At 59.3% G+C, this 22,331-nt stretch carries 32 protein-coding genes; 19 read left to right on the plus strand and 13 right to left on the minus strand.

Annotated elements, in window-relative coordinates; all coding sequences use genetic code 11:
* Positions 1-45: 45 nt before the first annotated feature.
* Positions 46-885: a M90 family metallopeptidase gene (locus tag KXD86_RS15685; RefSeq protein WP_218637096.1), complete on the minus strand. Its 840-nt coding sequence runs from the start codon at positions 883-885 to the stop codon at positions 46-48.
* 65 nt (positions 886-950) lie between these two features.
* Between KXD86_RS15685 and KXD86_RS15690 the strand changes: the two genes are divergently transcribed.
* From KXD86_RS15690 to KXD86_RS15710, 5 genes are all read left to right on the plus strand, one after another.
* The gene (locus KXD86_RS15690) at positions 951-1,622 is read left to right on the plus strand and encodes an SDR family oxidoreductase (RefSeq protein WP_218637097.1); all 672 of its coding nucleotides are present in this window, start codon (positions 951-953) and stop codon (positions 1,620-1,622) included.
* Positions 1,623-1,721: 99 nt separating this feature from the next.
* Positions 1,722-2,177, plus strand: coding sequence for a CopD family protein (locus KXD86_RS15695; RefSeq protein WP_218637098.1), 456 nt, complete (start codon positions 1,722-1,724; stop codon positions 2,175-2,177).
* A gap of 35 nt (positions 2,178-2,212) precedes the next feature.
* A complete protein-coding gene (locus KXD86_RS15700) occupies positions 2,213-2,665 on the plus strand; it encodes a MaoC family dehydratase (protein ID WP_218637099.1) in 453 nt (150 codons plus the stop codon).
* 21 nt (positions 2,666-2,686) lie between these two features.
* On the plus strand, positions 2,687-3,361 hold the full coding sequence (locus KXD86_RS15705; protein ID WP_218637100.1) for a spermine/spermidine synthase domain-containing protein: 675 nt from the start codon (positions 2,687-2,689) through the stop codon (positions 3,359-3,361).
* A gap of 124 nt (positions 3,362-3,485) precedes the next feature.
* Positions 3,486-4,325 carry a DUF6544 family protein gene (locus tag KXD86_RS15710; protein ID WP_218637101.1) on the plus strand — a complete coding sequence of 280 codons (840 nt, stop codon included), beginning with the start codon at positions 3,486-3,488 and terminating at the stop codon, positions 4,323-4,325.
* A gap of 9 nt (positions 4,326-4,334) precedes the next feature.
* Here the strand turns inward: KXD86_RS15710 and KXD86_RS15715 are convergent, their stop codons facing one another.
* Both KXD86_RS15715 and KXD86_RS15720 read right to left on the minus strand, forming a co-directional pair.
* The gene (locus KXD86_RS15715) at positions 4,335-4,754 is read right to left on the minus strand and encodes a universal stress protein (RefSeq protein WP_218637102.1); all 420 of its coding nucleotides are present in this window, start codon (positions 4,752-4,754) and stop codon (positions 4,335-4,337) included.
* Between the two features lie 151 nt (positions 4,755-4,905).
* On the minus strand, positions 4,906-5,112 hold the full coding sequence (locus KXD86_RS15720; RefSeq protein WP_036130097.1) for a cold-shock protein: 207 nt from the start codon (positions 5,110-5,112) through the stop codon (positions 4,906-4,908).
* Positions 5,113-5,388: 276 nt separating this feature from the next.
* Here KXD86_RS15720 and KXD86_RS15725 point away from each other — a divergent pair, with 276 nt between their 5' ends.
* The 3 genes from KXD86_RS15725 to KXD86_RS15735 all read left to right on the plus strand — a co-directional run bounded on the left by KXD86_RS15725 (position 5,389) and on the right by KXD86_RS15735 (position 8,589).
* Entirely contained in the window at positions 5,389-5,712 is a 324-nt protein-coding gene (locus KXD86_RS15725) for an antibiotic biosynthesis monooxygenase family protein (protein WP_218637103.1), read from the plus strand.
* A 132-nt stretch (positions 5,713-5,844) separates the two neighbouring features.
* Positions 5,845-7,410 (plus strand): hypothetical protein, encoded by a 1,566-nt coding sequence (locus KXD86_RS15730; protein WP_218637104.1) that lies wholly within the window; start codon positions 5,845-5,847, stop codon positions 7,408-7,410.
* A 96-nt stretch (positions 7,411-7,506) separates the two neighbouring features.
* A complete protein-coding gene (locus KXD86_RS15735) occupies positions 7,507-8,589 on the plus strand; it encodes a mechanosensitive ion channel family protein (protein ID WP_218637105.1) in 1,083 nt (360 codons plus the stop codon).
* Here KXD86_RS15735 and KXD86_RS15740 read toward each other — a convergent pair.
* Positions 8,572-9,444 (minus strand): pirin family protein, encoded by an 873-nt coding sequence (locus KXD86_RS15740; protein ID WP_218637106.1) that lies wholly within the window; start codon positions 9,442-9,444, stop codon positions 8,572-8,574. The genes KXD86_RS15735 and KXD86_RS15740 overlap by 18 nt on opposite strands.
* Positions 9,445-9,650: 206 nt before the next feature.
* On the opposite strand from KXD86_RS15740, the gene KXD86_RS15745 reads away from it, so the two are divergent.
* Both KXD86_RS15745 and KXD86_RS15750 read left to right on the plus strand, forming a co-directional pair.
* A complete protein-coding gene (locus tag KXD86_RS15745; protein ID WP_218637107.1) occupies positions 9,651-10,505 on the plus strand; it encodes a crotonase/enoyl-CoA hydratase family protein in 855 nt (284 codons plus the stop codon).
* Positions 10,506-11,105 carry a CPBP family intramembrane glutamic endopeptidase gene (locus tag KXD86_RS15750; protein WP_218637108.1) on the plus strand — a complete coding sequence of 200 codons (600 nt, stop codon included), beginning with the start codon at positions 10,506-10,508 and terminating at the stop codon, positions 11,103-11,105.
* Here the strand turns inward: KXD86_RS15750 and KXD86_RS15755 are convergent.
* Genes KXD86_RS15755 through KXD86_RS15770 form a run of 4 tightly spaced genes read right to left on the minus strand, consistent with a single transcriptional unit; the run spans position 11,102 to position 13,383 of the window.
* Positions 11,102-11,515 (minus strand): DUF2721 domain-containing protein, encoded by a 414-nt coding sequence (locus tag KXD86_RS15755; RefSeq protein ID WP_218637109.1) that lies wholly within the window; start codon positions 11,513-11,515, stop codon positions 11,102-11,104. The two genes, KXD86_RS15750 and KXD86_RS15755, sit on opposite strands and share 4 nt — an antisense overlap.
* A gap of 36 nt (positions 11,516-11,551) precedes the next feature.
* Positions 11,552-11,905, minus strand: a complete 354-nt coding sequence (locus KXD86_RS15760; protein ID WP_218637110.1) for a gamma-glutamylcyclotransferase family protein — start codon at positions 11,903-11,905, stop codon at positions 11,552-11,554.
* Positions 11,906-11,924: 19 nt separating this feature from the next.
* A complete protein-coding gene (locus KXD86_RS15765; protein WP_218637111.1) occupies positions 11,925-12,494 on the minus strand; it encodes an NnrU family protein in 570 nt (189 codons plus the stop codon).
* A 13-nt stretch (positions 12,495-12,507) separates the two neighbouring features.
* Complete coding sequence (locus KXD86_RS15770) at positions 12,508-13,383, minus strand: LysR family transcriptional regulator ArgP (RefSeq protein WP_218637112.1); 876 nt, start codon at positions 13,381-13,383, stop codon at positions 12,508-12,510.
* Between the two features lie 88 nt (positions 13,384-13,471).
* Here KXD86_RS15770 and KXD86_RS15775 point away from each other — a divergent pair, with 88 nt between their 5' ends.
* Both KXD86_RS15775 and KXD86_RS15780 read left to right on the plus strand, forming a co-directional pair.
* Positions 13,472-14,077 carry a LysE/ArgO family amino acid transporter gene (locus tag KXD86_RS15775; protein WP_218637113.1) on the plus strand — a complete coding sequence of 202 codons (606 nt, stop codon included), beginning with the start codon at positions 13,472-13,474 and terminating at the stop codon, positions 14,075-14,077.
* 116 nt (positions 14,078-14,193) lie between these two features.
* Positions 14,194-14,664, plus strand: coding sequence for a DUF4442 domain-containing protein (locus tag KXD86_RS15780; RefSeq protein ID WP_218637114.1), 471 nt, complete (start codon positions 14,194-14,196; stop codon positions 14,662-14,664).
* A 15-nt stretch (positions 14,665-14,679) separates the two neighbouring features.
* On the opposite strand, the gene KXD86_RS15785 is transcribed toward KXD86_RS15780, so the two are convergent.
* The 4 genes from KXD86_RS15785 to KXD86_RS15800 form a co-directional block, all read right to left on the minus strand.
* Positions 14,680-15,177: a C40 family peptidase gene (locus KXD86_RS15785; protein ID WP_218637115.1), complete on the minus strand. Its 498-nt coding sequence runs from the start codon at positions 15,175-15,177 to the stop codon at positions 14,680-14,682.
* Positions 15,178-15,251: 74 nt separating this feature from the next.
* The gene (locus tag KXD86_RS15790; protein WP_218637116.1) at positions 15,252-15,632 is read right to left on the minus strand and encodes a ribbon-helix-helix domain-containing protein; all 381 of its coding nucleotides are present in this window, start codon (positions 15,630-15,632) and stop codon (positions 15,252-15,254) included.
* 53 nt (positions 15,633-15,685) lie between these two features.
* The gene (locus tag KXD86_RS15795; protein WP_218637117.1) at positions 15,686-16,255 is read right to left on the minus strand and encodes a DJ-1/PfpI family protein; all 570 of its coding nucleotides are present in this window, start codon (positions 16,253-16,255) and stop codon (positions 15,686-15,688) included.
* A 122-nt stretch (positions 16,256-16,377) separates the two neighbouring features.
* Positions 16,378-17,046 carry an SOS response-associated peptidase gene (locus KXD86_RS15800; protein WP_218637118.1) on the minus strand — a complete coding sequence of 223 codons (669 nt, stop codon included), beginning with the start codon at positions 17,044-17,046 and terminating at the stop codon, positions 16,378-16,380.
* A gap of 57 nt (positions 17,047-17,103) precedes the next feature.
* Here KXD86_RS15800 and arfB point away from each other — a divergent pair, with 57 nt between their 5' ends.
* Positions 17,104-17,517 (plus strand): alternative ribosome rescue aminoacyl-tRNA hydrolase ArfB, encoded by a 414-nt coding sequence (gene arfB / locus KXD86_RS15805; protein ID WP_218637119.1) that lies wholly within the window; start codon positions 17,104-17,106, stop codon positions 17,515-17,517.
* On the opposite strand, the gene KXD86_RS15810 is transcribed toward arfB, so the two are convergent.
* Positions 17,508-18,581, minus strand: coding sequence for an alpha/beta hydrolase (locus KXD86_RS15810; protein WP_218637120.1), 1,074 nt, complete (start codon positions 18,579-18,581; stop codon positions 17,508-17,510). The genes arfB and KXD86_RS15810 overlap by 10 nt on opposite strands.
* A gap of 109 nt (positions 18,582-18,690) precedes the next feature.
* Between KXD86_RS15810 and KXD86_RS15815 the strand changes: the two genes are divergently transcribed.
* The 6 genes from KXD86_RS15815 (at position 18,691) to thpR (ending at position 22,310) form a co-directional block, all read left to right on the plus strand.
* Positions 18,691-19,008, plus strand: coding sequence for a putative signal transducing protein (locus KXD86_RS15815; protein ID WP_218637121.1), 318 nt, complete (start codon positions 18,691-18,693; stop codon positions 19,006-19,008).
* Between the two features lie 60 nt (positions 19,009-19,068).
* Positions 19,069-19,761 (plus strand): SDR family oxidoreductase, encoded by a 693-nt coding sequence (locus tag KXD86_RS15820; protein WP_218637122.1) that lies wholly within the window; start codon positions 19,069-19,071, stop codon positions 19,759-19,761.
* Between the two features lie 177 nt (positions 19,762-19,938).
* Positions 19,939-20,358, plus strand: a complete 420-nt coding sequence (locus tag KXD86_RS15825; RefSeq protein ID WP_218637178.1) for a MarR family winged helix-turn-helix transcriptional regulator — start codon at positions 19,939-19,941, stop codon at positions 20,356-20,358.
* A 52-nt stretch (positions 20,359-20,410) separates the two neighbouring features.
* Positions 20,411-20,839, plus strand: coding sequence for an organic hydroperoxide resistance protein (locus tag KXD86_RS15830; protein ID WP_218637123.1), 429 nt, complete (start codon positions 20,411-20,413; stop codon positions 20,837-20,839).
* Between the two features lie 138 nt (positions 20,840-20,977).
* A complete protein-coding gene (locus tag KXD86_RS15835; RefSeq protein ID WP_218637124.1) occupies positions 20,978-21,736 on the plus strand; it encodes an SDR family oxidoreductase in 759 nt (252 codons plus the stop codon).
* A 4-nt stretch (positions 21,737-21,740) separates the two neighbouring features.
* The gene (gene thpR, locus KXD86_RS15840; RefSeq protein WP_218637125.1) at positions 21,741-22,310 is read left to right on the plus strand and encodes an RNA 2',3'-cyclic phosphodiesterase; all 570 of its coding nucleotides are present in this window, start codon (positions 21,741-21,743) and stop codon (positions 22,308-22,310) included.
* The last annotated feature ends 21 nt before the right edge of the window (positions 22,311-22,331 follow it).

The following is a 22,331-nucleotide window of genomic DNA, read 5'->3' on the forward strand; positions in this document are numbered from 1 at the left end:
TACGTCCGTTTAAAACTGTCTTCTTAGACTATATGCAAACCTGGGTTATGTCATGGTTCTGGACAGGTTCAGGTGCATGGGATCCAACCGATAATAATCGCAAAGCACCGCGTACACAGCGGGTTGCGTGTCTTTCAGGTATTGAGGTTGCTGATAGAAGGCTTCTGTCAGTACCGCAAAAAATTCCGCGGGCTGGGTCGCGCCGTAGGGATCCAGCCAGCCTTGGTGGTGATGCTGGAGTGAATGCCTGAGATCTTCGTAGGCTCTGGTCATGGTGTGTTGCCACGCTTCAGCCTGTCTGCCGTACAGCGGCGGTGCGCCGTCGGCGGAGCCATCCAGATAATCGAGTTGGTGTGCGAACTCATGGAGGATCACGTTGTGAGCGCCCTCCGGGTTCATGGCACCTTCCTCGCATTCGGACCAGGCCAGCACCACCTGGCCCAAAGAGGACGCTTCGCCGGCTCGAATCTGTTCGCTTACGCTCACCACCATGCCATCCCGTTCCGGGGCGCGGACTCGGTAGACGTCCGGATACACCAGTATACTACGCACCTCGTCGTATTCGCGGAATGGTCGGGCGAGGATAAGCAGGCAGGCATGCCCGGCAATGGTGATTCTGACACGGTCATCCACGTCGAAGCCGTCACAGCCGTAGAAGGTCTTTTCAGCGAGAAAGAGTTGAACGTGTTGTTCAAGCTGGTGTTTGAGGTCCGCCGACAGGTTGCGGTAAAGCGGTACCGAGTTTTCGAGTTCCCGCCGCCATGCGTCGGGAAACGGCTGCTTCAGTCGCCGTTTCCGGCGCCAGTTCTGGTAGAAAAAAAGGTAGAATACCGCCAACGCGATGAAGGTCACTGCAAACAGCGCAAATACAAGCAGGGCTGACATTCCGTACGATTCCACGCTTATGGTTATGCTGTCATCTTACCCCAAACAATCTTCAGGAGGCTGCCATGTCCGAAAAACAAACCGTCGTTATCACAGGCGCCAACCGCGGTATTGGTCTTGAGCTTGCACGGCATTACGCCGCCCTGGACTGCGACGTCATCGGAGTCTGTCGTGAGGCTTCCGCCGAGTTGGCAGAGATCGCGACCCGGGTCATCGACGGCGTGGACGTGACCACGGATGCCGGCATCCAGACTCTGACCAGCGCACTCGAGGGTCAGCCGATCGACCTGTTGATTAACAACGCTGGCCTGCTGCAGGACGAGAAGCTAGGAAGCATCGATTTCGATTCCATACGCATGCAGATGGAGGTCAATGCCTACGCGCCGCTCCGGGTTGCCGAGGCCCTGGTGTCGCACATGCCGTCCGGAGGCAAGATCGCCAACATCACCAGTCGTATGGGATCCATTGCCGACAATGATTCCGGGGGCCGCTACGGTTACCGGGCGTCGAAAGCGGCGCTCAATGCGTTTGGCAAATCGTTGGCGATGGACCTGAAACAGAAGGGCATTGCCGTGGCCCAGTTGCACCCGGGTTATGTACAGACGCGGATGGTGAATTTTGGCGGGTTGATTACGCCCGAAGAATCGGCCAAGGGCCTGGCGGCACGGATCGAAGGCCTTAACCTCGAAAACACCGGCTCGTTCTGGCATAGCAACGGAGACGAGTTGCCGTGGTAAGGTAGCCCTGAATTTTGTTAGCCGGTTGTCCCGGGCGCCGGCAAAATCGGGGTGTCCCTGGGGCAGTCCGGCACAGGTAGTATCAACAGGAGTTTGCTGATGAGTCTGGCGATTGCCTTGCACGTGTTGTCTGCGGTTGTCTGGGTAGGGGGCATGTTCTTCGCGTATATGGCCATGCGCCCGGCGGTGATTGAGGTGGTTGAAGCAAGTCAGCGTGGCACGCTCTGGTGTCGCACCCTGTCCCGGTTCTTCCGCTGGGTGTGGCTGGCCATCATTTTGTTGCTGGTTACCGGTTATTGGATGGTGTTCAGCGTCTTCGGGGGGATGGCCGGCGCGGGCTGGCATATCCATGCGATGCAGGGGCTGGGGTTGATCATGATGCTGCTGTTCTTTCACGTGTACTTCGCTCCGTTCCGCCGGCTCAAGCAGGCAGTGGCTGATAAAGATCCTCAGGAAGGTGGTCGACGGGTCGGCCAGATCCGCAGGCTGGTCGGCATCAACCTGATTCTGGGGTTGGTGGTCATTGTGGTCGGCGCGGGTGGCCGGTATCTGTAACGTGTGTCTGGAGTCGGGCAACCGGGTAGCTGACCATGTCTTACATTCGAAAAAAGACCATAGAGGGGCTTGAGGCGGGTGATAGCTTCACGCTGACTCGCACCTTCACCGAGGCCGATACCGTTACCTTCGGGGACATCAGCCGGGATCATAATCCCATCCATTACGACGAGCGCTTTGTCAGCTCCAAGAACCTGCAAGGTCGAATCTGTCATGGCCTGCTGGTCGGCGGCATGATTACGGAAGTAGGCGGTCAGATTGGCTGGCTGGCGTCCGGAATGAACTTCCGGTTTCGTCGACCGGTGTATTTTGGCGACACCGTTACCTGTGTTTTCACCATTACCGAGGTGGATGACAGGAACAGGGCCAGAGCAGAAGCGGTGCTTTCAAATCAGCATGGAGAGGTGGTGATTGAGGCGTGGCTGACCGGAGTTTTGCCGGGGTCCGGGGAAAAGCAGATTCTGGCCAGCCTTCTGGCTGGCGATTAAACCACGTCTTTAGAGGTTGGTATGGCCCGTTTCGAACTGTTAGGCACAGCGATCATTCCCGGTAAGGGAACCCAGCTGCGTCTGTTGCAGCGCAATGACGAATTCTCCATCAAGATTGCCGGCAGTACCGGTGAGTTGATGAACAGCCGTTTGCACGGATCCGAGGATGCGCTGGCGACGCTGGCGTGTGAGCGGATTTCCGAGCACCCTGCGCCGCGGGTATTGATCGGTGGTCTGGGCATGGGCTTTACCCTGGCAGCAGCGCTGGCTTCGCTTGGCCAGACGGCGGAGGTGACCGTGGCTGAGCTGGTGCCGGAAGTGAAAGACTGGAACCTCGGGCCTCTGGGCGCCGCCGCCGGGTACCCGCTGAAAGACTCCAGGGCTCGGGTTCATCTGGGGGATGTGGTGCAGTTGATCAAGGAATCCCCGGCCAGTTACGACGCCATTTTGCTGGATATCGACAATGGCCCGGAGGGATTGACCCGAAAGGAGAATGATTGGCTCTACACGAGCGCGGGTATCGCAGCGGCGCAGGCCGCACTGAGGCCGGACGGGGTGTTGGCGTATTGGTCGGCGGGTCAGGATCCGGCCTTTACCGAACGGCTCAAGCGCGCCGGCTTGTCTGTGGAACCGGTAACCGTTCGCGCCCACCGGCCCGGCAAGGGTGCAAGGCACGTTATCTGGCTTGCCTGGTAACGCGCCCCGGTGCCGTGAACGACCTTTCAGGTTTACCGTCTGCTTGCCGGCCGAATTCGTTGACCTGGAACAAGGCCCCTCGCGGGCTGGGCAGGGAGAATGGCGAGTAGAGGGCGTAGGCTACATGAACACAGTTCTTGTCATTCTATCATTTGTGGCCGCCGGCGGGCTGATCGCTCTCTGGCTTTGGCGCAAATGTGATCACCGCGCGGATCTGTTGGCCATGGGGCGTCTGGCGGCGACACAACCGCTGCATCCGCAGCATTTCGAACCGGCTATGGTCGACGGGTTGCCCGAGCCCGCGCAGCGCTACTTCCTGTACACCATCGCTCCGGGGACTCCGCTATACACGGTCGTGCGCCTCGAAATGATCGGCAGGTTCGGCATGGGGGATAAGGGTAAGCCGAGCTACCTGACCATGGCCGCGACGCAGGTACTGGCCCCGCTCCAGGGTTTTGTCTGGAAAATGTCTGCCGGGCGAGGGCTGATGCGAGTGTCTGGTTCCGATACGGAACGCTGGACGCGATTCTGGCTGGGCGAACTCATTCCGGTCGCCCGTGCCGGTGGAAATTCCGACCACGCGCTCTCCGCCTTTGGGCGATACGTGGCCGAATCTGTGTTCTGGAGTCCGGCGGCCTTGCTGCCCCGGCCGGGAGTGCGCTGGGACCTGGTGGACGAAAACACCGCGAGGGTGACGGTGCGCAAGGACGGCCTGGAACAGGCCGTTGATGTGACGGTGGCCAAGAGCGGCCAGCCGACACAGGTCAGTTTCCTGCGCTGGAGTGACGCCAATCCCGAGAAGCTGCATCGATTCCAGCCTTTCGGTGGTTACCTTTCCGAGTTCCGGGACTTCGGTGGATTCCGGTTGCCTACCAAGGTTGAGGCCGGCAACTTTTTTGGTACCGCCGATTATTTTCCCTTCTTCCTGGCCGATATTACCGACCTGACGTTCCCCGGTACCTGACTCGGTCGCTCAGCGCACCACGAACACCGAGATGTCACTGTGCCTGACGATGTTGGCCGCGTTCGAATGCAGGATGTGCAGACGATCACCGATGCCGGGTGTGTGCGAGGCCATCACAATCAGGTCGGCCTTGGTGTCGTCGATGGCTTCCAGAATTTTGTCATCAAGCTCCACCGCGGTATCCGGGGTCGACATGACCTTGCTGCTGGTCCGGATGCCGTGGGCCTTGCCTTGCTCCTCGGCGAACTCACGGAGCTTTTCGGAAAGCTCTTCCGGGTTGTGGGCGGCCTGGCCGGGAGCGGTGTTGGTCACGGACAAGTAACACAGCTTGGCGTCGTAATGTTTGGCAATGTCGATGGCCGTGCTCAACGCTTTTGGCATCTTGTCGGTGTGTGCCAGATCAACGGGTACTAGAATCGTGCTGTACATAGCTGCCTCCTTGTAGTGCCTTCCGGGCAATACATTCGTTTCGGGCGCATGTTAAGCATGGCAGTGGGTCTGAAAGGCTGTCAAAAAATGAGGGCATAAAAAAAGGCAGCCGAAGCTGCCTTTTTGCGGTTATTGCTTAATCCGTCAAGGATTAAAGAGCAACAACGTTCTCCGCCTGAGGACCTTTCTGGCCCTGAGTCACGGTGAACTCAACTTCCTGGCCTTCGGCCAGAGTCTTGAAACCACCGCCCTGAATGGCGCTGTAGTGAACGAATACGTCCGGGCCGCCTTCACGAGTAATAAAACCAAAACCTTTTGCTTCGTTGAAGAACTTAACGTTGCCGGTAACAGTAGACATAGATAACTTTCCTGAATTCAATCTTTAATATGCCGCCAGACTATCCTCGTGATAGTTGGTCGACGTTGTGCGGGAAACAAAAAACTGGCGGGATCAAAAACAGGACGTACAACTATTAAAGCGTTAAGGCGTCTTATTGATGAAATGCTTTGCTAAATCTTTCCAACGGCACTCACTGTACTCCACAAACCTGCAGATGCAAAGGAATTTCTTATAAGCACAAACCCGTGGCAACCTCGGGTTGTGGTGCCGGTCACATCCATAAGGGAGGAGCCTATGAAGTTTATCTTCGAAGTTCGAATGAAAGACGGACACACCGCAGAGGAGTACGCCGACGCCTGGGTGAGGGCGAGCCGGCTGATCCAGCAGGCGCCCGGTGCCCGTGGCACGGAGCTGCATCGCAAGATTGGCGACCCCGACACTTTGATTGCCATCGCCAGTTGGGACAGCAAGGCGGCCAGGGACGCCATGGAATCCAAACACAATCCGCGAGTGGCGGAAATCATCCGAAGCGCCGCACCGTTCGTGGACATCACGCCGCTTGGGGAATTCGACGATCCGGAATGGGTGGTGATGCCGCCGGAGAATTCAGATCACTAGTCATTATTCGGATAGACGTTTGTTTTGACGACATGTTTGTAGCTGGCAGTGTGTCACGAAAATACCCGTTACATCCCGTTACACTGAGCCCTCAAAATAACAAGCGGGGACTCTGTTGTGGCGGTAAAGGGAATGACGATCGGTTTGCTGTTCGCTTTTATTCTGGTCGGTTGTGGGGGCAGCGGAAGCGAAGGCAATAATCCGGCAGAGAGCACCGGGTCCGACGCCGAGACGGTGGACAACCAAACGGTTCAGTCAAACACCGGTTACTTTGTTGACGCGCCTGTAAAAGGTCTTCGTTACCGCACTGATACCCTCGAAGGCACGACGGATGCACTGGGCCGGTTCAACTATCAGCCCGGTGAGACAATTTCCTTCCGTATCGGCGGCACAGAACTCGGAGCGAGCGACGCGGTTGGCTTTATGACACCGGGCAGCCTTGATGAAACGGGGCAGTGGGACGGCACCCGCGCCATCAACATTGCCCGGTTATTGCTCACGCTCGATTCAGACCAGAATCCACTTAATGGTATCGTCATTGACGATCAGGCCCACCTTGCATTTGCCGACCTGGGCTTTGACCTGTCCGTCTCTCCCCAACAGCTGACCGAATCCAGCGTTTTGCAGGAAGCACTGAAAAATGCGGATCGCATCGGTCTCGTCACGGTTGACTACGCACGCGACCATCTGAGCTCCGTGGCCGAGCAATTGCCGGATGCGCCCTCAGAGGCCGATATCATTGCCTTGCTTGATACCGGTCCTAACTATTCTGGTCGCCAGACGCCGATGACGGCCACGCCGGATAACCTTCGCCAGGCCGCTCAGGTATTTTGGGCCGACCCCGCGAAACCGGCGCCGGATATTCACTGGCTCTTGAGCCTGTTTGACCCCCAGATTTTGCGAGACGTGTTTGTTCGCTTTGATGGCGATCAGGCCCAGCCCCCGGGTATCCGTGTCTTGGGAAATGTTGAATACGACGAGAATGATAAAACGCTATTTAAGTCAGCGAGTCTCGTGGTGTCATTTGATGATTTTAACTACGGCGGGCGCGCATATAACGGTTCCGTGGTGACGGAGATCCTGCCGGGGGAAGCCTATGAACTTATCTACCTGCCCGAAGATGCAACGGAGACGACGACGGTCAATATAGAAACCTTCGAATACGGTCTTTATTTTTACGATCTTCGGGTCACGGGGGCTGACGGTTCACTTGGCATTCATGGTTGGCAGAGTGTCGTTCAAACGGTTGAGAACCCCTATCGAATTCACCGTGAGTGGACGATGGATGTGACTCTCCGGGAGCTGTACACCGACCGGTTGGTAAGGCTGTTCGCAGAGAACCTCATGAGTTACGACGAAGATCTTGAAGGAATGGGTGCCAACTATGGCCGCACCGCGATTCTGGAGGGCCCGGTTACCGTTGCTCATTCGTCACTTGGATCGTTCGACGTGGATGGGACAATTCGCAAGGATGCTCCTGACGGTATCGTCGAGGAGGCACATCTGGAATTCTATCGTGACGATACGACTATGTTCGGCACAGTGACGGCGATCCTGCCACCTGAATCCGAGGATCCGAATGGTCATGTTCTGTCTGAAGTGTTGTCGCCTGAGACTGGCGAGTCAGTGGCATTTGAACGGTTCGAGCTCAAAACACCTTTGACCAGATCGGACGAGACCGAAAATTCGACTCCCTAGGCGCCGGGCGAGTGTGGTAAGTCAGACGGGTAGGCCCCATTGCTGCATTTGCCTGCTATCTTTAGATACAGTCACTTAGGGTAGTCGGAGCAGGGCATGTTGGAATCCATTGGGGCGGGCACGAGCTCGTGGTTGTATCCGGGCCTGACGGCCATCGTGTCCGTTGTTCTGACCTTTGCCATTTATCGGCTCGTTCTCGCGTTTATCCGGCGGCTGACACGCCGCAAGGCGGTACCCCGGCTGTTTCTGGATGCATCGGCCAGGGCGCTGGGTGTCTTCATCTGTTTGATGGTGCTCAATGGCGTCCTCGAGGCTGCCCCTTCCGAGCTCCCGTTTCTCACCGAATTCCAGCACATCGGGACGCTGCTGCTGATCCTCGCCGGCACCTGGACCCTGGTTCGCTGCACCTCCGCCATCGGCGATGTGATCGTCACCCTGAATCCGGTCCTTGAAGGGGAGTGGAAGCGGGCGAGGAAAGTGGAGACCCAGACCCGCTTCCTTGTCCGTGGCCTGAATATCCTGATCGTGATTCTTGGGCTCGGTGCGGCGCTGATGACCTTCGATTCGGTTCGTCATGTCGGCGGCAGTCTTCTGGCGTCGGCAGGTGTCGGTGGCATCATTCTGGGTTTCGCGGCCAGGCCGGTGTTGGGAAACCTGCTGGCCGGTATGCAGATTGCGCTGACCCAGCCCTTCCGTATCGACGATGTGCTGTACGTCCAGAATGAGTGGTGCTGGGTGGAAGAGGTAACCGCCACCTATGTGGTGTTACGGGTCTGGGATCTGAGGCGCCTGATCGTGCCGCTGCAGTGGTTCATCGAGAACCCGTTTCAGAACTGGTCCAGGAACACTGCCGATCTGATGGGCACCGTGTTCATCCGGCTTGATTACGGTATGCCGATCTTACCCTTGCGCGAGGAGTTTGCCCGGCTGTTACGGCAGGCTCCGCAATGGGATGGCAAGGTGGAAACGGTTCAGGTAACCGATTCCGATGATCGCACCATTCAGGTCCGTTTCCTGATGAGTGCGCCAGATTCCAGCCAGGCCTGGGATCTGCGATGTGCCGTTCGGGAGGGATTGATTACGTTCCTTCAGGAGAATTATCCGGAGTATCTCCCGCGGATCCGTGCCCGCCTGGTGGACGGCGAACCCGTTCTGGAAGCGTCACCGTCGCCACGGTGAGCGCGGCCCCTGCAGACGTTCGCCCTGCCACTCGGGAATTGTGCCGAAACGCAGGCTTTCGGCGTCCCAGTCCTGTTCGGCCTGCACGATCTCTTCCTTGTGATAGCCCACGTAGTTCCACCACATGACAACCTCCTTATCCAGCGGCTCGCCTCCGATAAGGAGGAGCTGGGTCGATGGCTCGCAGATCACCGTCAGCGTTTTCTGGCCAGCCTCCAGATAGGCAAGTTCGTCCGTTTCAAAGCGCTCGCCATTGATTTCGCATGCTCCGGTCAGTGCAAGGATGCCGTATTCAAACTCCGAGTCCAGGTCCAGTTCAAGCGTCTGGGCCAGTTCGCAGAATATGTCCACGCCAACGAGTGGTGAGTACTGCAGGGTGTCTGCCGTTCTGCCGTTAAAGTGGCCGGTCAGTAGCGTCCAGGTTGCTCCCTGGTTCTGCCAGCAGGGTAGGGAAGAATAATGATCAAATCGTGGAGGCACATCCCGGTCTGCCTCGGGCAGCGCGATCCAAAGCTGGGCCGCGTGCAGTGTCCGGTCGCCGAAGAGTGACTCTTCGGTGTGACTGATCCCGTGGCCGGCGGTCATCAGGTTGACCTCGCCCGGCCGAATGGGCTGGGCGGTGCCCAGGCTGTCCCGGTGCAGAAGTTCGCCCTGAATCATCCAGGTGAAGGTTTGCAGCCCGATATGGGGGTGCGGACCGACACGCAGCCCCTGCTGAGCGTCGTCGAAGGTGACCGGGCCGATGTGATCGAGAAAGCACCAGGCACCGATCTGGCGCCGGCCGCGGGTGGGGAGGTTTCGGGCCACGGGAATGCCGCCCACTTCTCCGGTCCTTGGCTGAAAGCGTTGCGTCATGTTTTCCGCCTTTGACAGTGAAACTTCAGCATGGTCTGCACACAAGGAAACGGCAAGCCCCTTTTTTCAGAGGCAATCGGGCTGAACGTATCAGAAATTTGATGGCCCGGGTTGTCGGCTTATGGTTAGCTGGGTAATTATGCGGTGTTGCCAACCAGGCCGGAGCGTCCTGGTTTTACAAACAATGATTATGAAGGAGTCCTGCCTTGTCTGATCTTGCCACCTACGAAAGCTTCACTGTTGAAGTCCGGAATTACGTTGCCCATGTCCAGTTCAGCCGTCCGGATGTGTTGAACACGATGAACAAGGCGTTCTGGCTCGAGCTGCCGAGATGTATGCAGGATATTGAAGCCAATTCCGACGCCCGGGTCATCGTGATTTCCAGCACCGGCAAGCATTTTTCGGCAGGCATGGATCTGGGTGTGTTCAGCGATCCGAAGGCGGTACCGATGAGTGGTGATCCGGGACGTATGGCAGAAAATCTCCGGCGCGTTGTCCTGCAGCTTCAGGACACCCTGACGTCGCTTGAGAAAGTTCGCCTGCCGGTTCTCGCGGCCATTCACGGTGGTTGCATTGGCGGTGCCCTGGATCTGGTGTGTGCGGCCGACAGCCGGTACTGCACCGAAGACGCCTATTTCACTATCAAGGAAACCGAGCTGGGCATGACGGCGGACGTTGGCACTCTGCAGCGGCTGCCGAAACTGATGCCGGAAGGCGTGGTCCGCGAACTGGCCTACACCGGTCGCAAGTTCTCTGCCCGGGAAGCCCAGAACCTGGGCTTCGTGAATGCGATCTATCCGGATCAGGAGGCGTTGCTTGAGGCGGTCATGGATATCGCCGGCCAGATCGCGGCCAATTCACCCCTGGCGGTCACCGGATGCAAGGAGATGCTCAACTACAGCCGTGACCACTCGGTCGAAGACAGCCTTCGCTACATGGCGACCTGGCAGGCGGGCATGTTCCGCCCTGGCGACATGATGACCACCTTCCAGGCCAAAGCCCAGAAGAAGGTTCCGGAGTACGGTGACCTGCTTCCGGTGAAAGGCCTGTTCGAGTCCTGAATGGCTGTGGGACGCGCCCGGTCTGGAATCTCCCCACTGTCCGCCCTGATGTTTCAGGGTGGCATTGGGGTGGTGGGGCTGGTCGCGATTCTCGCGTTCGGCATCCCGGTTCAAAATGACGGGCTGTCCTGGCGACAAGGTATTGCCTGGGGCTGCCTGGGGGCCTTCGCAACCTATGGCGTGCTGATTGCGCTTACCCGCATCCCCGGCCTGTTCCCGGACAATCTTGAACGCCAGATGAGAAACCTCCACGACTTTGCGGCCAGTTTTGGTGCCGCGGTTCTGGTGGCGTTATCGGTTGTGGCCGGGGTCGGGGAGGAATTATTGTTCCGGGGGGCGGTGCAGGGCTGGCTCACGGGCAGCCTCGGTGAAGTGACCGCCATCGCCGTTGCCTCATTGCTGTTTGGCCTGGTGCACTACATTTCCTTTACCTATTTTCTTGTTGCGACAGGGCTTGGATTGGTGCTCGGCTCCGCCTATGCACTGTCAGACAGCCTCGCCATGGTCATGATCTGGCATGCGGTGTACGACATGGTCGCGCTGTTCTGCCTGCTGCGTTTCCCGCACTGGTTTGGCGTGTCGCCGCGACATCACCCCTAGTGGGTATCCTCCTGCGGTGCGCTCTTCCGCGCTTCAAAGCTGGCGAGCTCAACGTTGATGGCGTTGGTGGAAATCTGGATCTCGTAGAGCGAGTACAGGAGTGAGAAAGATAGCAGAACCAGGCTGATGCCGAAGGCCACGATGCCAGGCATCTCCGCGCCCAGGAACAACAGGAACATGGACACGGTGCACAGGAAGAAACTCAGGACGCCATAGGCCTGCATGCGCTTGGTCAGCACAATGCGTTTGCGCAGCATGTTGATCTGGCGGGCAATCAGCCCATGGTCTTCCTCTGTGTCCATCTGTTTCAGCTGACGGATGAGCTGGGCAAGAACCAGAAAGCGATTGGTGTAGGCCAGCAGCAACAGGGAGATTGCCGGGAACAGCAGGGCAGGCGTTGTCAGGTCCAAAATCGGTTCCTTGTCTTTTCGGATAGAGGGGCCTCTTCACCGGACGCCCGATACGATACGCCGGTGAGATGCAACCGGCCTGTTGTAAATATAGACCCAGGCTGAGCCGTGCTGTGTTGCCATGCGGGTGCGCAGGTACAGGCTCTCTTTCGGTGCCGCCGGGAAGTAGTCCTCCAGAATGTCCAGATCCGCAAGGGTGCGGTCGTCGATGGCATACACCTCAACCAGAACCCCCTTCGAGGCCCTGACCACGGCACCCGGGTAGGGGCCGAGATCATACAGCGTCAGCCCGGGCAGGGAATCCTCACCAAGATACGTTGCCCCCCGCAGCCATTGGCTGTTGGAGCCACCGCGCTTCAAGGTGCCATAAACCGCGACCAGGTGTTTCATCGTGGCGCCGGTGCTGTTGTCAGGTCGGGGATACGCCGATCAGCCACTGGTGGGCCCAGACGACGAAGACGACATACACCGCAAGCCCGCCGATGATGGCGATCAGGTCGTTTGCTTTCCCGGCGGGGAGCGCAGGGATCGCCCGCTGGGTGCGTCGTTTCATGGAAATGCGGTCAACAACGGCCCAGGCCAGGAAGGCTCCGAACAGAATCACATCGTGCAGCATGCCGTTTGCCAGCAGGTGGGCCAGGGCCCATAGCTTGACTGCAACCAGTGTCGGGTGTTTGACCGTGGCCTTGATCCGTCCGGGGAAGTAAGTCGCCAGAAACAGTGGGAACACCGGCACCAGCAACAGCATGGCCAGATGCCGTAACCAGCCCGGCGGCGAATAGAGAACGGTCGGGTCCATTCGGGCAGCGCCGTAGCCATTCACGATCAGGGCAATCCCGATCAGGGCGATGATGGAATAGAGGCCTTTGTAGGGCCATTCGCCCAGAGCGGCCTGCAGGCGGTTACGCAGTGGCTCGTTGACGATGGATAGCGAGTGAATACCGAGAAACAGAACCAGGCCGGCAATCAGTGTGGCCATTCCCAGAACTCCTTTAGTAAGTGAATGGTTTGGCGGCGATCAACGCATCGGTCAGTCGATCCATGATGCCGCCGCCGTGGCGCCAAAAATGCCAGTATAGCTGTACCTGCAAGGACTTACCGGGTGCAATGCTCACTAATGTTCCGGCATCGATCTCCCGGCGCGCCTGCATCTCGGGAATCATCCCGTACCCCATGCCCGCCAGGGCGAGTTTTACGAACCCCTCCGAGGACGGGCACAGGTGATGGGGAACGCTGCCATGGAAGCCGCATTGGGCGAGAAAGCGGTGCTGGAGCTGGTCGTTGGGCCCGAACACGATGGCCGGCGCTGTCTCCAGGCTGTGTTCGTTGAAGCCGTCACCGAAGTGTCGCCGGACATACTCCGGGGTGGCCAGCGGGAGATAGGCCATGCTGCCCAGCGGCACGCTGCGTGCGCCGGCCACGGGTTGCGGGCTGCTGCACAGACAGGCGGCCACATCGCCTTCCCGCATGCGTCGCAGGCCAATGTCCTGATCCTCGATGACCAGGTCGAGCAACAGGGCCTCGTCACTGCAGAACGCGCCGATGGCCTCGGCCCACCAGGTCGCCAGGGTGTCGGCATTCAGGGCGATTCGCAAACGGGCGGACGGTTCCGAAATGGCAGGAATCGACCGGGCGAGATCGCGCTCCAATAGCTGAACCTGTTGCACATGGTTCAGCAGCCGCTGCCCGGCGGGCGTGGCTTTCAGGGCAGGGCTGCGCACCAGTACCGGCTGGCCCAGGCGGATTTCGAGCGTCCGTATGCGCTGGGACACCGCAGACTGGGTAAGGCCCAGCGCGGCGCCAGCGCGTTCGAATCCGCCACACTCGATGACCGTCGCCAACGCTTCCAGCAGTTTGTAATCGATCATTAGAAAAACTTATGTAGCATTATGAGTATGAATTTCCAGTATAGCGGGGAATCGCTATTCTTGCGCCATCAACTGAGGAGTTCGCGCTGTGCTGGAAAGTTATCTGACAGGATTGGTGGTCTGCGGTGGCATCATCGTGGCAATAGGGGCCCAGAATGCCTACATACTCAGTCAGGCGATCCGCCGTGAGCATCATTGGTGGTCCGCCGGAATCTGCATGATTGCCGACGTGTCCCTGTTTACCCTGGGCATGTTCGGGGTCAGCGCGGCCCTGATGGCCGTGCCACAGGCACTGGAAATCCTGCGCTGGCTGGGAGTCGTTTTTCTCGGCTGGCTGGCGGTGCAGGCCTTCTACCGGGCCAGTCGCGGGCGGGTGGCGCTGGAAGCCGGCGAAATTACCCGGCGTAGCCTCAAAGGTGTGCTCTTTACCACGCTGGCGGTCACGCTGCTGAACCCCCAGGTCTATCTCGATACCCTGCTGCTGATTCCCGCGGTGGGCGCGCAGCAGGAAAGCACGACCACGTTTCTGGCCGGGGCCAGCAGTGCTTCGATCCTGTGGTTCACCCTGGTGGCGTGGGGAGGCTCGGCGTTGGCGCCCGTCCTGTCGCGCCCGATGGCCTGGCGCATCATTGACGGGGTCATCGGTCTGATGATGGCCGGTATCGCCCTGCAGCTTGCCTTTGGTGGATTGTAAGCCCGGGGACGCCGGAAAAAAATTCAAACGACTGTATGAATTTCTGTTGCATCTGCGGGTGCACCTGTAGAAGATAGGCTGCTATGTAAAGCCGAATTCACTGCAGGGGCGTGCTCATGAACAGAAAAATCCGCGAGTGGTTTGCCAGCGCCGGGGCCATGCGGCGCATGCTGACAACCTTCGGGCCCTACCTGGGTGCCGGCGTCAAGGTGAGCCACATTGCCGACGATTTCAGCGCGGCGACGGTCGAGATGCGTCAGCACTGGTACAACACGAACTACGTGGGTACCCACTTCGGTGGGTCGCTCTACAGCATGGTGGACCCCCTCTACATGCTGTTGCTGATGCGACGGTTGGGTACCGATTACATCGTGTGGGACAAATCAGCCAGTATCGAGTTTATCCGGCCGGGCAAAGGCCGGGTGAGTGCCCACTTCGACCTCACAGACGACCGCGTGGCGGAGATCCGCCGCAAGACCGCAGGCGGTGAGAAATACCTGCCCGAGTGGGACATCGAGATCAAGGATGACAGTGGCGAGTTGGTGGCCCGGGTTCACAAGGTCCTGTACGTGCGTGAGAAACGCTAGAGCGAGTCGGGCTCGCTAGTCGAATCGCCGTGCCTCGGTATACCGGTCCTTCCAGTAATAACCGTCGAGTTTCGACTGGGTGACGCCCACGGACGTGGAGGCGTGAATAAAGCGGTCATCGCCCATGTAAATGCCCGCATGCTGTTCCTTGCCGCGGATTCGGAAGAACACCAGGTCGCCCGGTTGGATGGCATCGGGCGCAACGACTTTGCCATACCGCAGCATCTGTGAAGTCGTCCGCGGCAATTGTTGACCAAGGCCTTCCCGGTACGCGGTCAGGATAAAACCGGAGCAATCGAATCCCCGGGCCGATGTACCGCCATACTCGTAGGGCGCGCCGGCATAACGTTCGTAGACCTGCCAGAGCCGCTGGGCCCTATCCGACGACTGAGCCGGCTCAACCGGCGTAAGCCCTGCATCGTGTCCGGTTTGCAGGTTCTGGTTGCTGGCACAGCCGCCGAGCGCAAAGGCCAGAATCACCAGGATCAGTGATTGTCTGAGCGTGACTGCCATTCCGTAACTCCGGGAAGAAGGTTTACCGCCAACCTTATTATCGAATGGTTGGAATGTCAGGTTACGATTTGGTGTTAATGGGTTGATTTGCTGGGGGGCGTTGCGGCCATCCGGTTCTCGGCGGTTTTTTCCAGGATATGGTCAGCATCCAGGCTGGCGATCGACACCCGGGTATCCCTCGGTATATCGCCGCTCAGTTGCAGGGCAAGATAGCGCATGGCACACACTCTCAGAAACGAAGTGAAGTTTCCGAGATCGTGCCCGGCATCAATGGATTCATGGTAGAGACGCGTAATCATCTGTGGCAGGTTCATGCCATCGCGTTCCGCCAGTTCGGCAAGAACATTCCAGAAGGTATTCTCCATGCGCACGCTGGTCACCATGCCATCAATGCGGAGCGAATGGGTTTTGCTGACCCAGAGATCCGGATCCGCATTGATGAAGAGCTTGCACATGTCGGTCGTCCCCCCGGCGGGTCCGGCCGGGGGAAACCCGGCATCCCGTCCTGTTACTTGTCCAGCAGTTTGAAAAATTGGGCCAGCCAGGCCGGGTGGGCAGGCCAGGCGGGCGCTGTTACCAGATTAGCATCGGTGACGGCCTGATCAACTTCAAGGCCGGCGAAGCTACCGCCCGCCAGTTCCACCTCAGGCTGACAGGCCGGGTAGGCTGAGCATGTACGTCCCTTCAGGACCCCGGCTGCCGCCAGCAACTGTGCGCCGTGGCAAATGGCGGCCACGGGCTTCTCGGTATCGAAGAAATGACGCACCAGGTTTTGTACGTCGGTGTTGAGCCGCAGGTATTCCGGTGCCCGGCCGCCCGGAACCACCAGGGCATCGTAATCGGCCGGGTTGAGGCCCTCAAAATCGGCGTTGAGCGCAAACCGATGGCCGGGTTTCTCGGTGTAGGTCTGATCGCCCTCGAAATCGTGAATCGCCGTGGCGACCGTGTCGCCGGCTTTCTTGTCCGGGCACACCGCATGTACGGTGTGGCCGACGGCCTGCAGAGCCTGGAATGGCACCATGGTTTCGTAGTCTTCGGTGAAATCACCGGTGATCATCAGAATTTTTTTCCCGCTCATGGTTCTCTCCTTGTGTTGGTTCCTCAGACCAGCCAGTGAAAGCTCGGCCCTGATCTCAGGAACCATAGCAGTGGTCCTGCCGCAGCGGGTATTAGCGGGATACTACAGAGGCATCGGGAGCGTCAGATCCTGTTGATCAGATCCGGGGTGTTATGGCGCGGGTTGTTGACGTCCGTGGAGACCCGGAACGCCTCAAGCTGATCCCCCGGCAGGCGGTGAGTGGCAGCGCGAATGCCATCGCGGTCGGTCAGGGACGGATCCAGCCAGCGCGGGAAACAGGCAGGATCAAGCACCACTGGCTGCCGGTCGTGGATGTGCCGAAACGCCTCGCTGGCCGGTTCGGTGATGATCGCGCAGGCCGTGGTGTCATCACCCTCTCTGGGTGTCCAGATACCTGCGAAGAAAATGGCGGGCGTTCGCTCTGGATTGGCCGGTGTGAGGTAGTGGGGTTCTTTCCCTTGAGCGGTCTGTTTCCATTCGTACCAGCCGTTGGCCGGGATCAGGCAGCGGTGGTGGGCGAACGCCTCGCGGAAGTACCTGGATGTGGCCACGGTTTCGGCGCGGGCGTTGATCGGGGCAGGGGCCTTGTCGCCCGCCCAGACCGGCCGGAAGCCCCAGTGCGAATGCGTGAGGATGAGGGGGCCGGTCATGCTGGTTCGAATCATCGGAATGCCCACCCCGGGCGGGATGTTGTACTCCGGGTCGAAGTGGCCGTCGACTTCCAGGCCATCCGGAAAGAAATCGTTGATCAGCGTTTCCGGGGGTGTATAGAAAGTGAATCGTCCGCACATCGCTCCGTCTACCGGGTTTTCGAGGCCTTGAGCCCCGGGATTTGTTACCCTTGTTCCATGCTGAAACTATCCAATGCTGTTGAACTCGCCGACTGGGAGATCGACATCACCCAGATCCGTGCCCAGGGAGCCGGCGGCCAGAACGTGAACAAGGTCGCCTCGGCTGTTCATTTGAGGTTCGATATCCTGCACTCGAGCCTGCCTCCGTTCTACAAGGAACGACTGATGGCGCTGAACGATCAGCGGATCAGCAAGGACGGCATCCTTATCATCAAAGCACAATCCTTCCGCACTTTGGAGCTGAATAAGGAAGATGCCCTGCAACGCCTGAAAGACCTGATCCTGGAAGCGGTAAAGCCACGCAAGGCGCGCAGGCCGACCAAACCCTCCAGGGCCGCCCAGCGCAAGCGGGTCGACCGCAAAACCCAGAAGGGAAAGACCAAGGCGCTTCGAGGCAAGGTTCAGGTCTGAGCCTGCTGCTGGCCGTGGCCGGCTTCAACCTCCTGCAAAAATTCCCGGATATCCTCGAAAGCCTCTTCCGCCTCGGGCAATAACGGGACGAAGATGTGCCACACATGGACCATGCCGGGCCAGGTGTGCAGCACCACCGGCGATCCCTCGGCCTGGGCCTTGGCGGCGTATCGGCGGGCGTTGTCCAGCAGCATTTCGGTGTCGCTCGCGTGGATAAGAGTCGGTGGCAGGTTGCGGAGATCCCCCCGTACCGGCGATGCGACGGCACTGGCCGGAGATACCCGGAAAGCGGCAAGCGTGGCCCACCAGATGACCGGCAGGGGAATTTTTGAGAGCCCACCGAACGCGGGCCCGAGCAGTGGGTCTGTGCGAATGTTGTCGCGATTGCTGGGCGCCGTCAGGGTCAGATCGGTAGACGGGGAGAGTGCCACCGCTGCGTCCGCCTGACGGAGCCCGTTGTCACGGATCCAGGCCAGCAATCCCAGCGTGTGGCTGCCGCCGGCCGAATCACCCGCCACCACCACAAACCTGGCCTCTCCGGGGCCATCCGGCCCATGTTTTAACATCCAGGCGTAGGCCTTTCGGCAATCCCGGACCCCGTCCATGTAACGATTTTCGGGCATTAACCGGTAATCCACCGCAAAAACCGCCGCATTCGCCAGGTGGGACAGTCGGTCGGTAATGGCCCGGTGGCTCCTGGGACTGCCCGCAGCCCAGGCGCCACCGTGGATGTACAGGACTCGCCGGCGTGTGTCGACACCTGGCGCAATCACCCATTCTCCCTGGGGGCTGTGGTTTTTTCGAAATTCCGAATCGAGGTCGAGCCCGTCGCTCAGGCCATCCATGTGTTTCCGCAATGCGGTCAGTCGCGCCTTACCCCTCAACCCACGGGAACTGTGGCCGAGTTCGCGAATGCGACCAAGGACTTCCTGATGGGCGTCGCTGGGTGAGCCTTCCCGGACCGGATGGTCGTGACGGTCCAGGTGAGACAGGTCCTCCACTCGGAAAAGCAGCAGCGTGACGACAATGATCAGGGCTACGATGGCCAGAAGAATCCAGAGCATGGGGCGTCCGTATCAGATTGGCCCCGGACATGGGGGCGAACTATGCTTTCAATAATACTCGCTGATCGTGGCGGGATCTGCCCTCAAAGATCACAGAAGGAGTAGGGCGATGCAAATAGCCTATCGGGCCAGGGATATCACCGAGGCGCACATCGTGGCGGGGTATCTCAATGCCCACGGGATCGACGCCCACGTGGGTGGACATTACCTGCAAGGTGCCATGGGCGAGATCGGGGCAGCGGGTTTCAGTAATGTTCATGTGGAGGATGAGGACCTGTATAGGGCCCGGGAACTGGTGCAGGAGTATGAAGCCGGCGGCCACACTGCGGTCGCGTCCGACAAGGGTGACGACAAACCGGATTTCTACGCCCGTTGGTTCCTGCTCGTCCTCGCCATCCTCGCGGTGCTGTTGATCAATATCTACTGATCGGCAGTTTCCACAGCGACGTACCAACGCACACGGTTTTCAAGATTGGGGAGCACAGTTATGGCAAATCAGCCGGTCATGCTGATTACGGGTGCCTCGTCGGGCATCGGTGCGGCTACAGCGCGAGCAGCCGCCCACCAGGGCTACCGACTGGTGCTGGCGGCGCGATCCAGGGAAAAGCTGGGAGGCCTGGCTCAGGAGTTGGGTGAGAAGACGAGCATCCTGACGGTTCAGTGCGATGTTCAGGATGGCGACCAGCAGAAGGCCATGGTCGACAAGGCCATGGCCACGTTTGGCCAGATCGATGCGGTCTTTGCCAATGCCGGGCGTGGCGGTGAACCCGGGGGGTTCAGTCAGGCCGATCCGGACGTCTGGAAGGACATGATCCTGACCAATATCTATGGGGTCGGGCTGACCGTGCAACATTGCCTGCCGGCACTGCGGGAAAGCAAGGGGCATCTGTTGCTGACCGGTTCTGCGGCCGGCCGGGTGACGATTCCGGGCTCCATGTACAGCGCAACGAAGTGGGCGGTCTCCGCCATTGGCTATGGTGTTCGCGAAGAGCTTCGCGGGTCCGGTATCCGGGTCACCTTGATTGAACCCGGCATGGTGGACACGCCGTTCTTTGACGAGCGCCCGGAGCACGCGTTGTTGCCGGAAGACATCGCCAGTGCGGTGATGTATGCCGTGTCCCAGCCCGCACATGTGGATGTGAACGAGATTCTGGTGCGTCCGACCCCGGCCGAGAAGTAGCCGTTCCAATGCGATCCCCGCCCTGGCGGGGATAGGGGCATGGGTTGTTGCGCTTTGGAAACTCTTTTGCTAAATTAAATCGCACACGATGTAATCGTTAGCGAGGTAAATGCCTTGGAACTGGATAAACGTCATGGCTGCGCGTCCCGGGACGACTTGCTGAAGCTCGACCAGCAGATGTGCTTCGCCTTGTACTCGGCGTCGTTGGCAATGACCAAGCTTTACAAGCCGCTGCTGTCCGATCTTGGCCTGACCTACCCGCAGTACCTTGTCATGTTGGTCCTGTGGGACCACGACGGCGTGTCAGTCTCCGCACTCAGAGAGCAGTTGCACCTCGATTACGGAACGTTGACGCCGCTGATCAAGCGTCTGGAGTCGCAGGGGCTGCTTTCCCGCCGTCGGTCTGCCGACGACGAGCGTCAGGTGCTGATTCATCTGACGGAACAGGGGCGAGACCTGCGGCAAAAGGCGATGGGGGTTCCGCCCCAAGTGGCGTCGGCCTCGGGGTGCTCCCTGGACGAGCTTGACGACCTGAAGAACCAGCTGACTGCCCTGAGGCAGCGCCTCCACGATCACCTTGAATCCGGGGCACCCTGAGGTTGCATGGCAGCCTGGGGTATCCATCACCGAAGAAGCGAAGGAGAGTGTTATGTCCATTGAACAAGTTGTTTATCGTGCGTCTGCAGAAGCCACCGGCGGTCGTGATGGCCGGGCCATTTCATCAGACGGCATTCTCGATGTGGAACTGACCACGCCCAAAGAGCTCGGCGGTGCCGGTGGTAAGGGTACCAATCCCGAGCAGTTGTTTGCCGCGGGCTATTCCGCCTGTTTTATCGGCGCCATGAAATTCGTGGCGGGTCGTGACAAGCTCGACATGCCGGAAGATGCGTCCATTGAAGGCACCGTTGGTATCGGGCAGATTCCTGGTGGGTTCGGCATCGAAGTGGAACTCGGGATCAGCCTGCCAGGCATGGACGACGCCCAGGCCAAGCAGTTGATTGATGAGGCGCACAAGGTTTGCCCATACTCCAACGCCACCCGGGGCAACATCGACGTTACCCTGAAGCGCGTCGACTGAGCTGCGGAGCGCTTGACTCGCTGTCGGGTTTTCCGGCAGCGGCTTCCTTCCTGATTGCCCTGTTTTCCTTCCTGCCCTTGCCAGATTCCCGGTTAGCCGCGACGATTAGAGTGAATATTCCCGTGACCGGAGGCTACCGTGAACCCTTCTGAACGAGTGGCATTGGTAACCGGCGGTGCGAAAGGCATTGGCCGGGGTATTGTCCAGCATTTGAGCAACGAAGGCTGGAAAGTCGTTTTCAGCGACCTTGATGACGCCGTTGGCAAAGCGCTGGCGGCATCGGGCGACGGCTTGCTGAAGTTTGTTGCGGGGGATGTGGCCAGCGAACGCGATGTCAAACGGCTACTGCGGGAGACCCTGTCCTGGGGCGGTCGCCTGGACGCCGTCATCAACAACGCGGGCATTGCCCATCCGGAGACCGGCCCCGTCGAGTCGCTGAGTCTCAAGGAGTGGCAGCGACGGCTGGACGTCAATCTGACGGGCCCGTTTCTGATCACCAAACACGCGGTTCCCCACCTGAGGCAAAACCGGGGTGCCATCGTCAACATCGCCTCCACCCGGGCCCTGCAATCCGAACCGGATACCGAAGCCTATGCCGCCACCAAAGGCGGCATTGTTGCCCTGACTCACGCCCTTGCCATGAGCCTCGGCCCGGAAATCCGGGTCAATTGCATCAGTCCGGGCTGGATCGATACCCGTGCCCATCAGGGCCGAGCCGAGGGCGTTCCGCCGTTGACCAAGGAAGATCACGCCCAGCATCCGGCCGGCCGGGTCGGGGTGCCGGAAGACATCGCCTCGCTGGTCGATTATCTGATATCGCCACAAGCCGGCTTTATCACCGGCCAGAACATTGTGGTGGACGGTGGCATGGTCCGGAAGATGATCTACGGGGAGTAGATGAATGCCGCGCCTGTTCTTCGCCCTCGACGTTCCGGCACCGGTCAAGAAAAGACTGCTCAAGGTGAGCGCTCCGGTTGCCGGTGCCAAGTGGCAGAACGCTAACCAGTTGCACCTTACGCTGTTGTTTCTGGGCCAGGTGGACAGCGAGTTACTGCCGGAAATCCGTGCGGCGCTTCGTGAGTTGCCGCTGGCCCGCTTTAACCTTGAGGTCCGGGATGTCGGGTGTTTTGGCCAGCCAGACACACCGCGCAACCTGTGGGCTGGCGTCAGTCCTGAGGCGCCGGTGAGCGCACTCCATGATCTCCTGAAGCAACGCTTGGGGCATCTGGGGTTCCGGTTCGAGTCCCGGCCCTTCCGGCCTCATATCACCCTGGCACGGTTCAGGAAGCAGCGGGGTTCTGTGGCCGGGCTGCTGGCGGAACACCGGGACGCGTTTTTCGGCAACGTCGAGGTCGACGCCTTTGTCCTGCTGGAGAGCAACCAGGGCGGTGCGGGCTCTGTCTACACCGTGGTCGAGCGTTTCGAACTGGCGAATTCCCTTGACGAAACCGCCGACCCTCACCAAAGATGAGGAAAGTCCTGCGCTTGCACT

Source organism: Marinobacter arenosus (assembly GCF_019264345.1).
GTDB classification, from domain to species: Bacteria; Pseudomonadota; Gammaproteobacteria; order Pseudomonadales; family Oleiphilaceae; genus Marinobacter; species Marinobacter arenosus.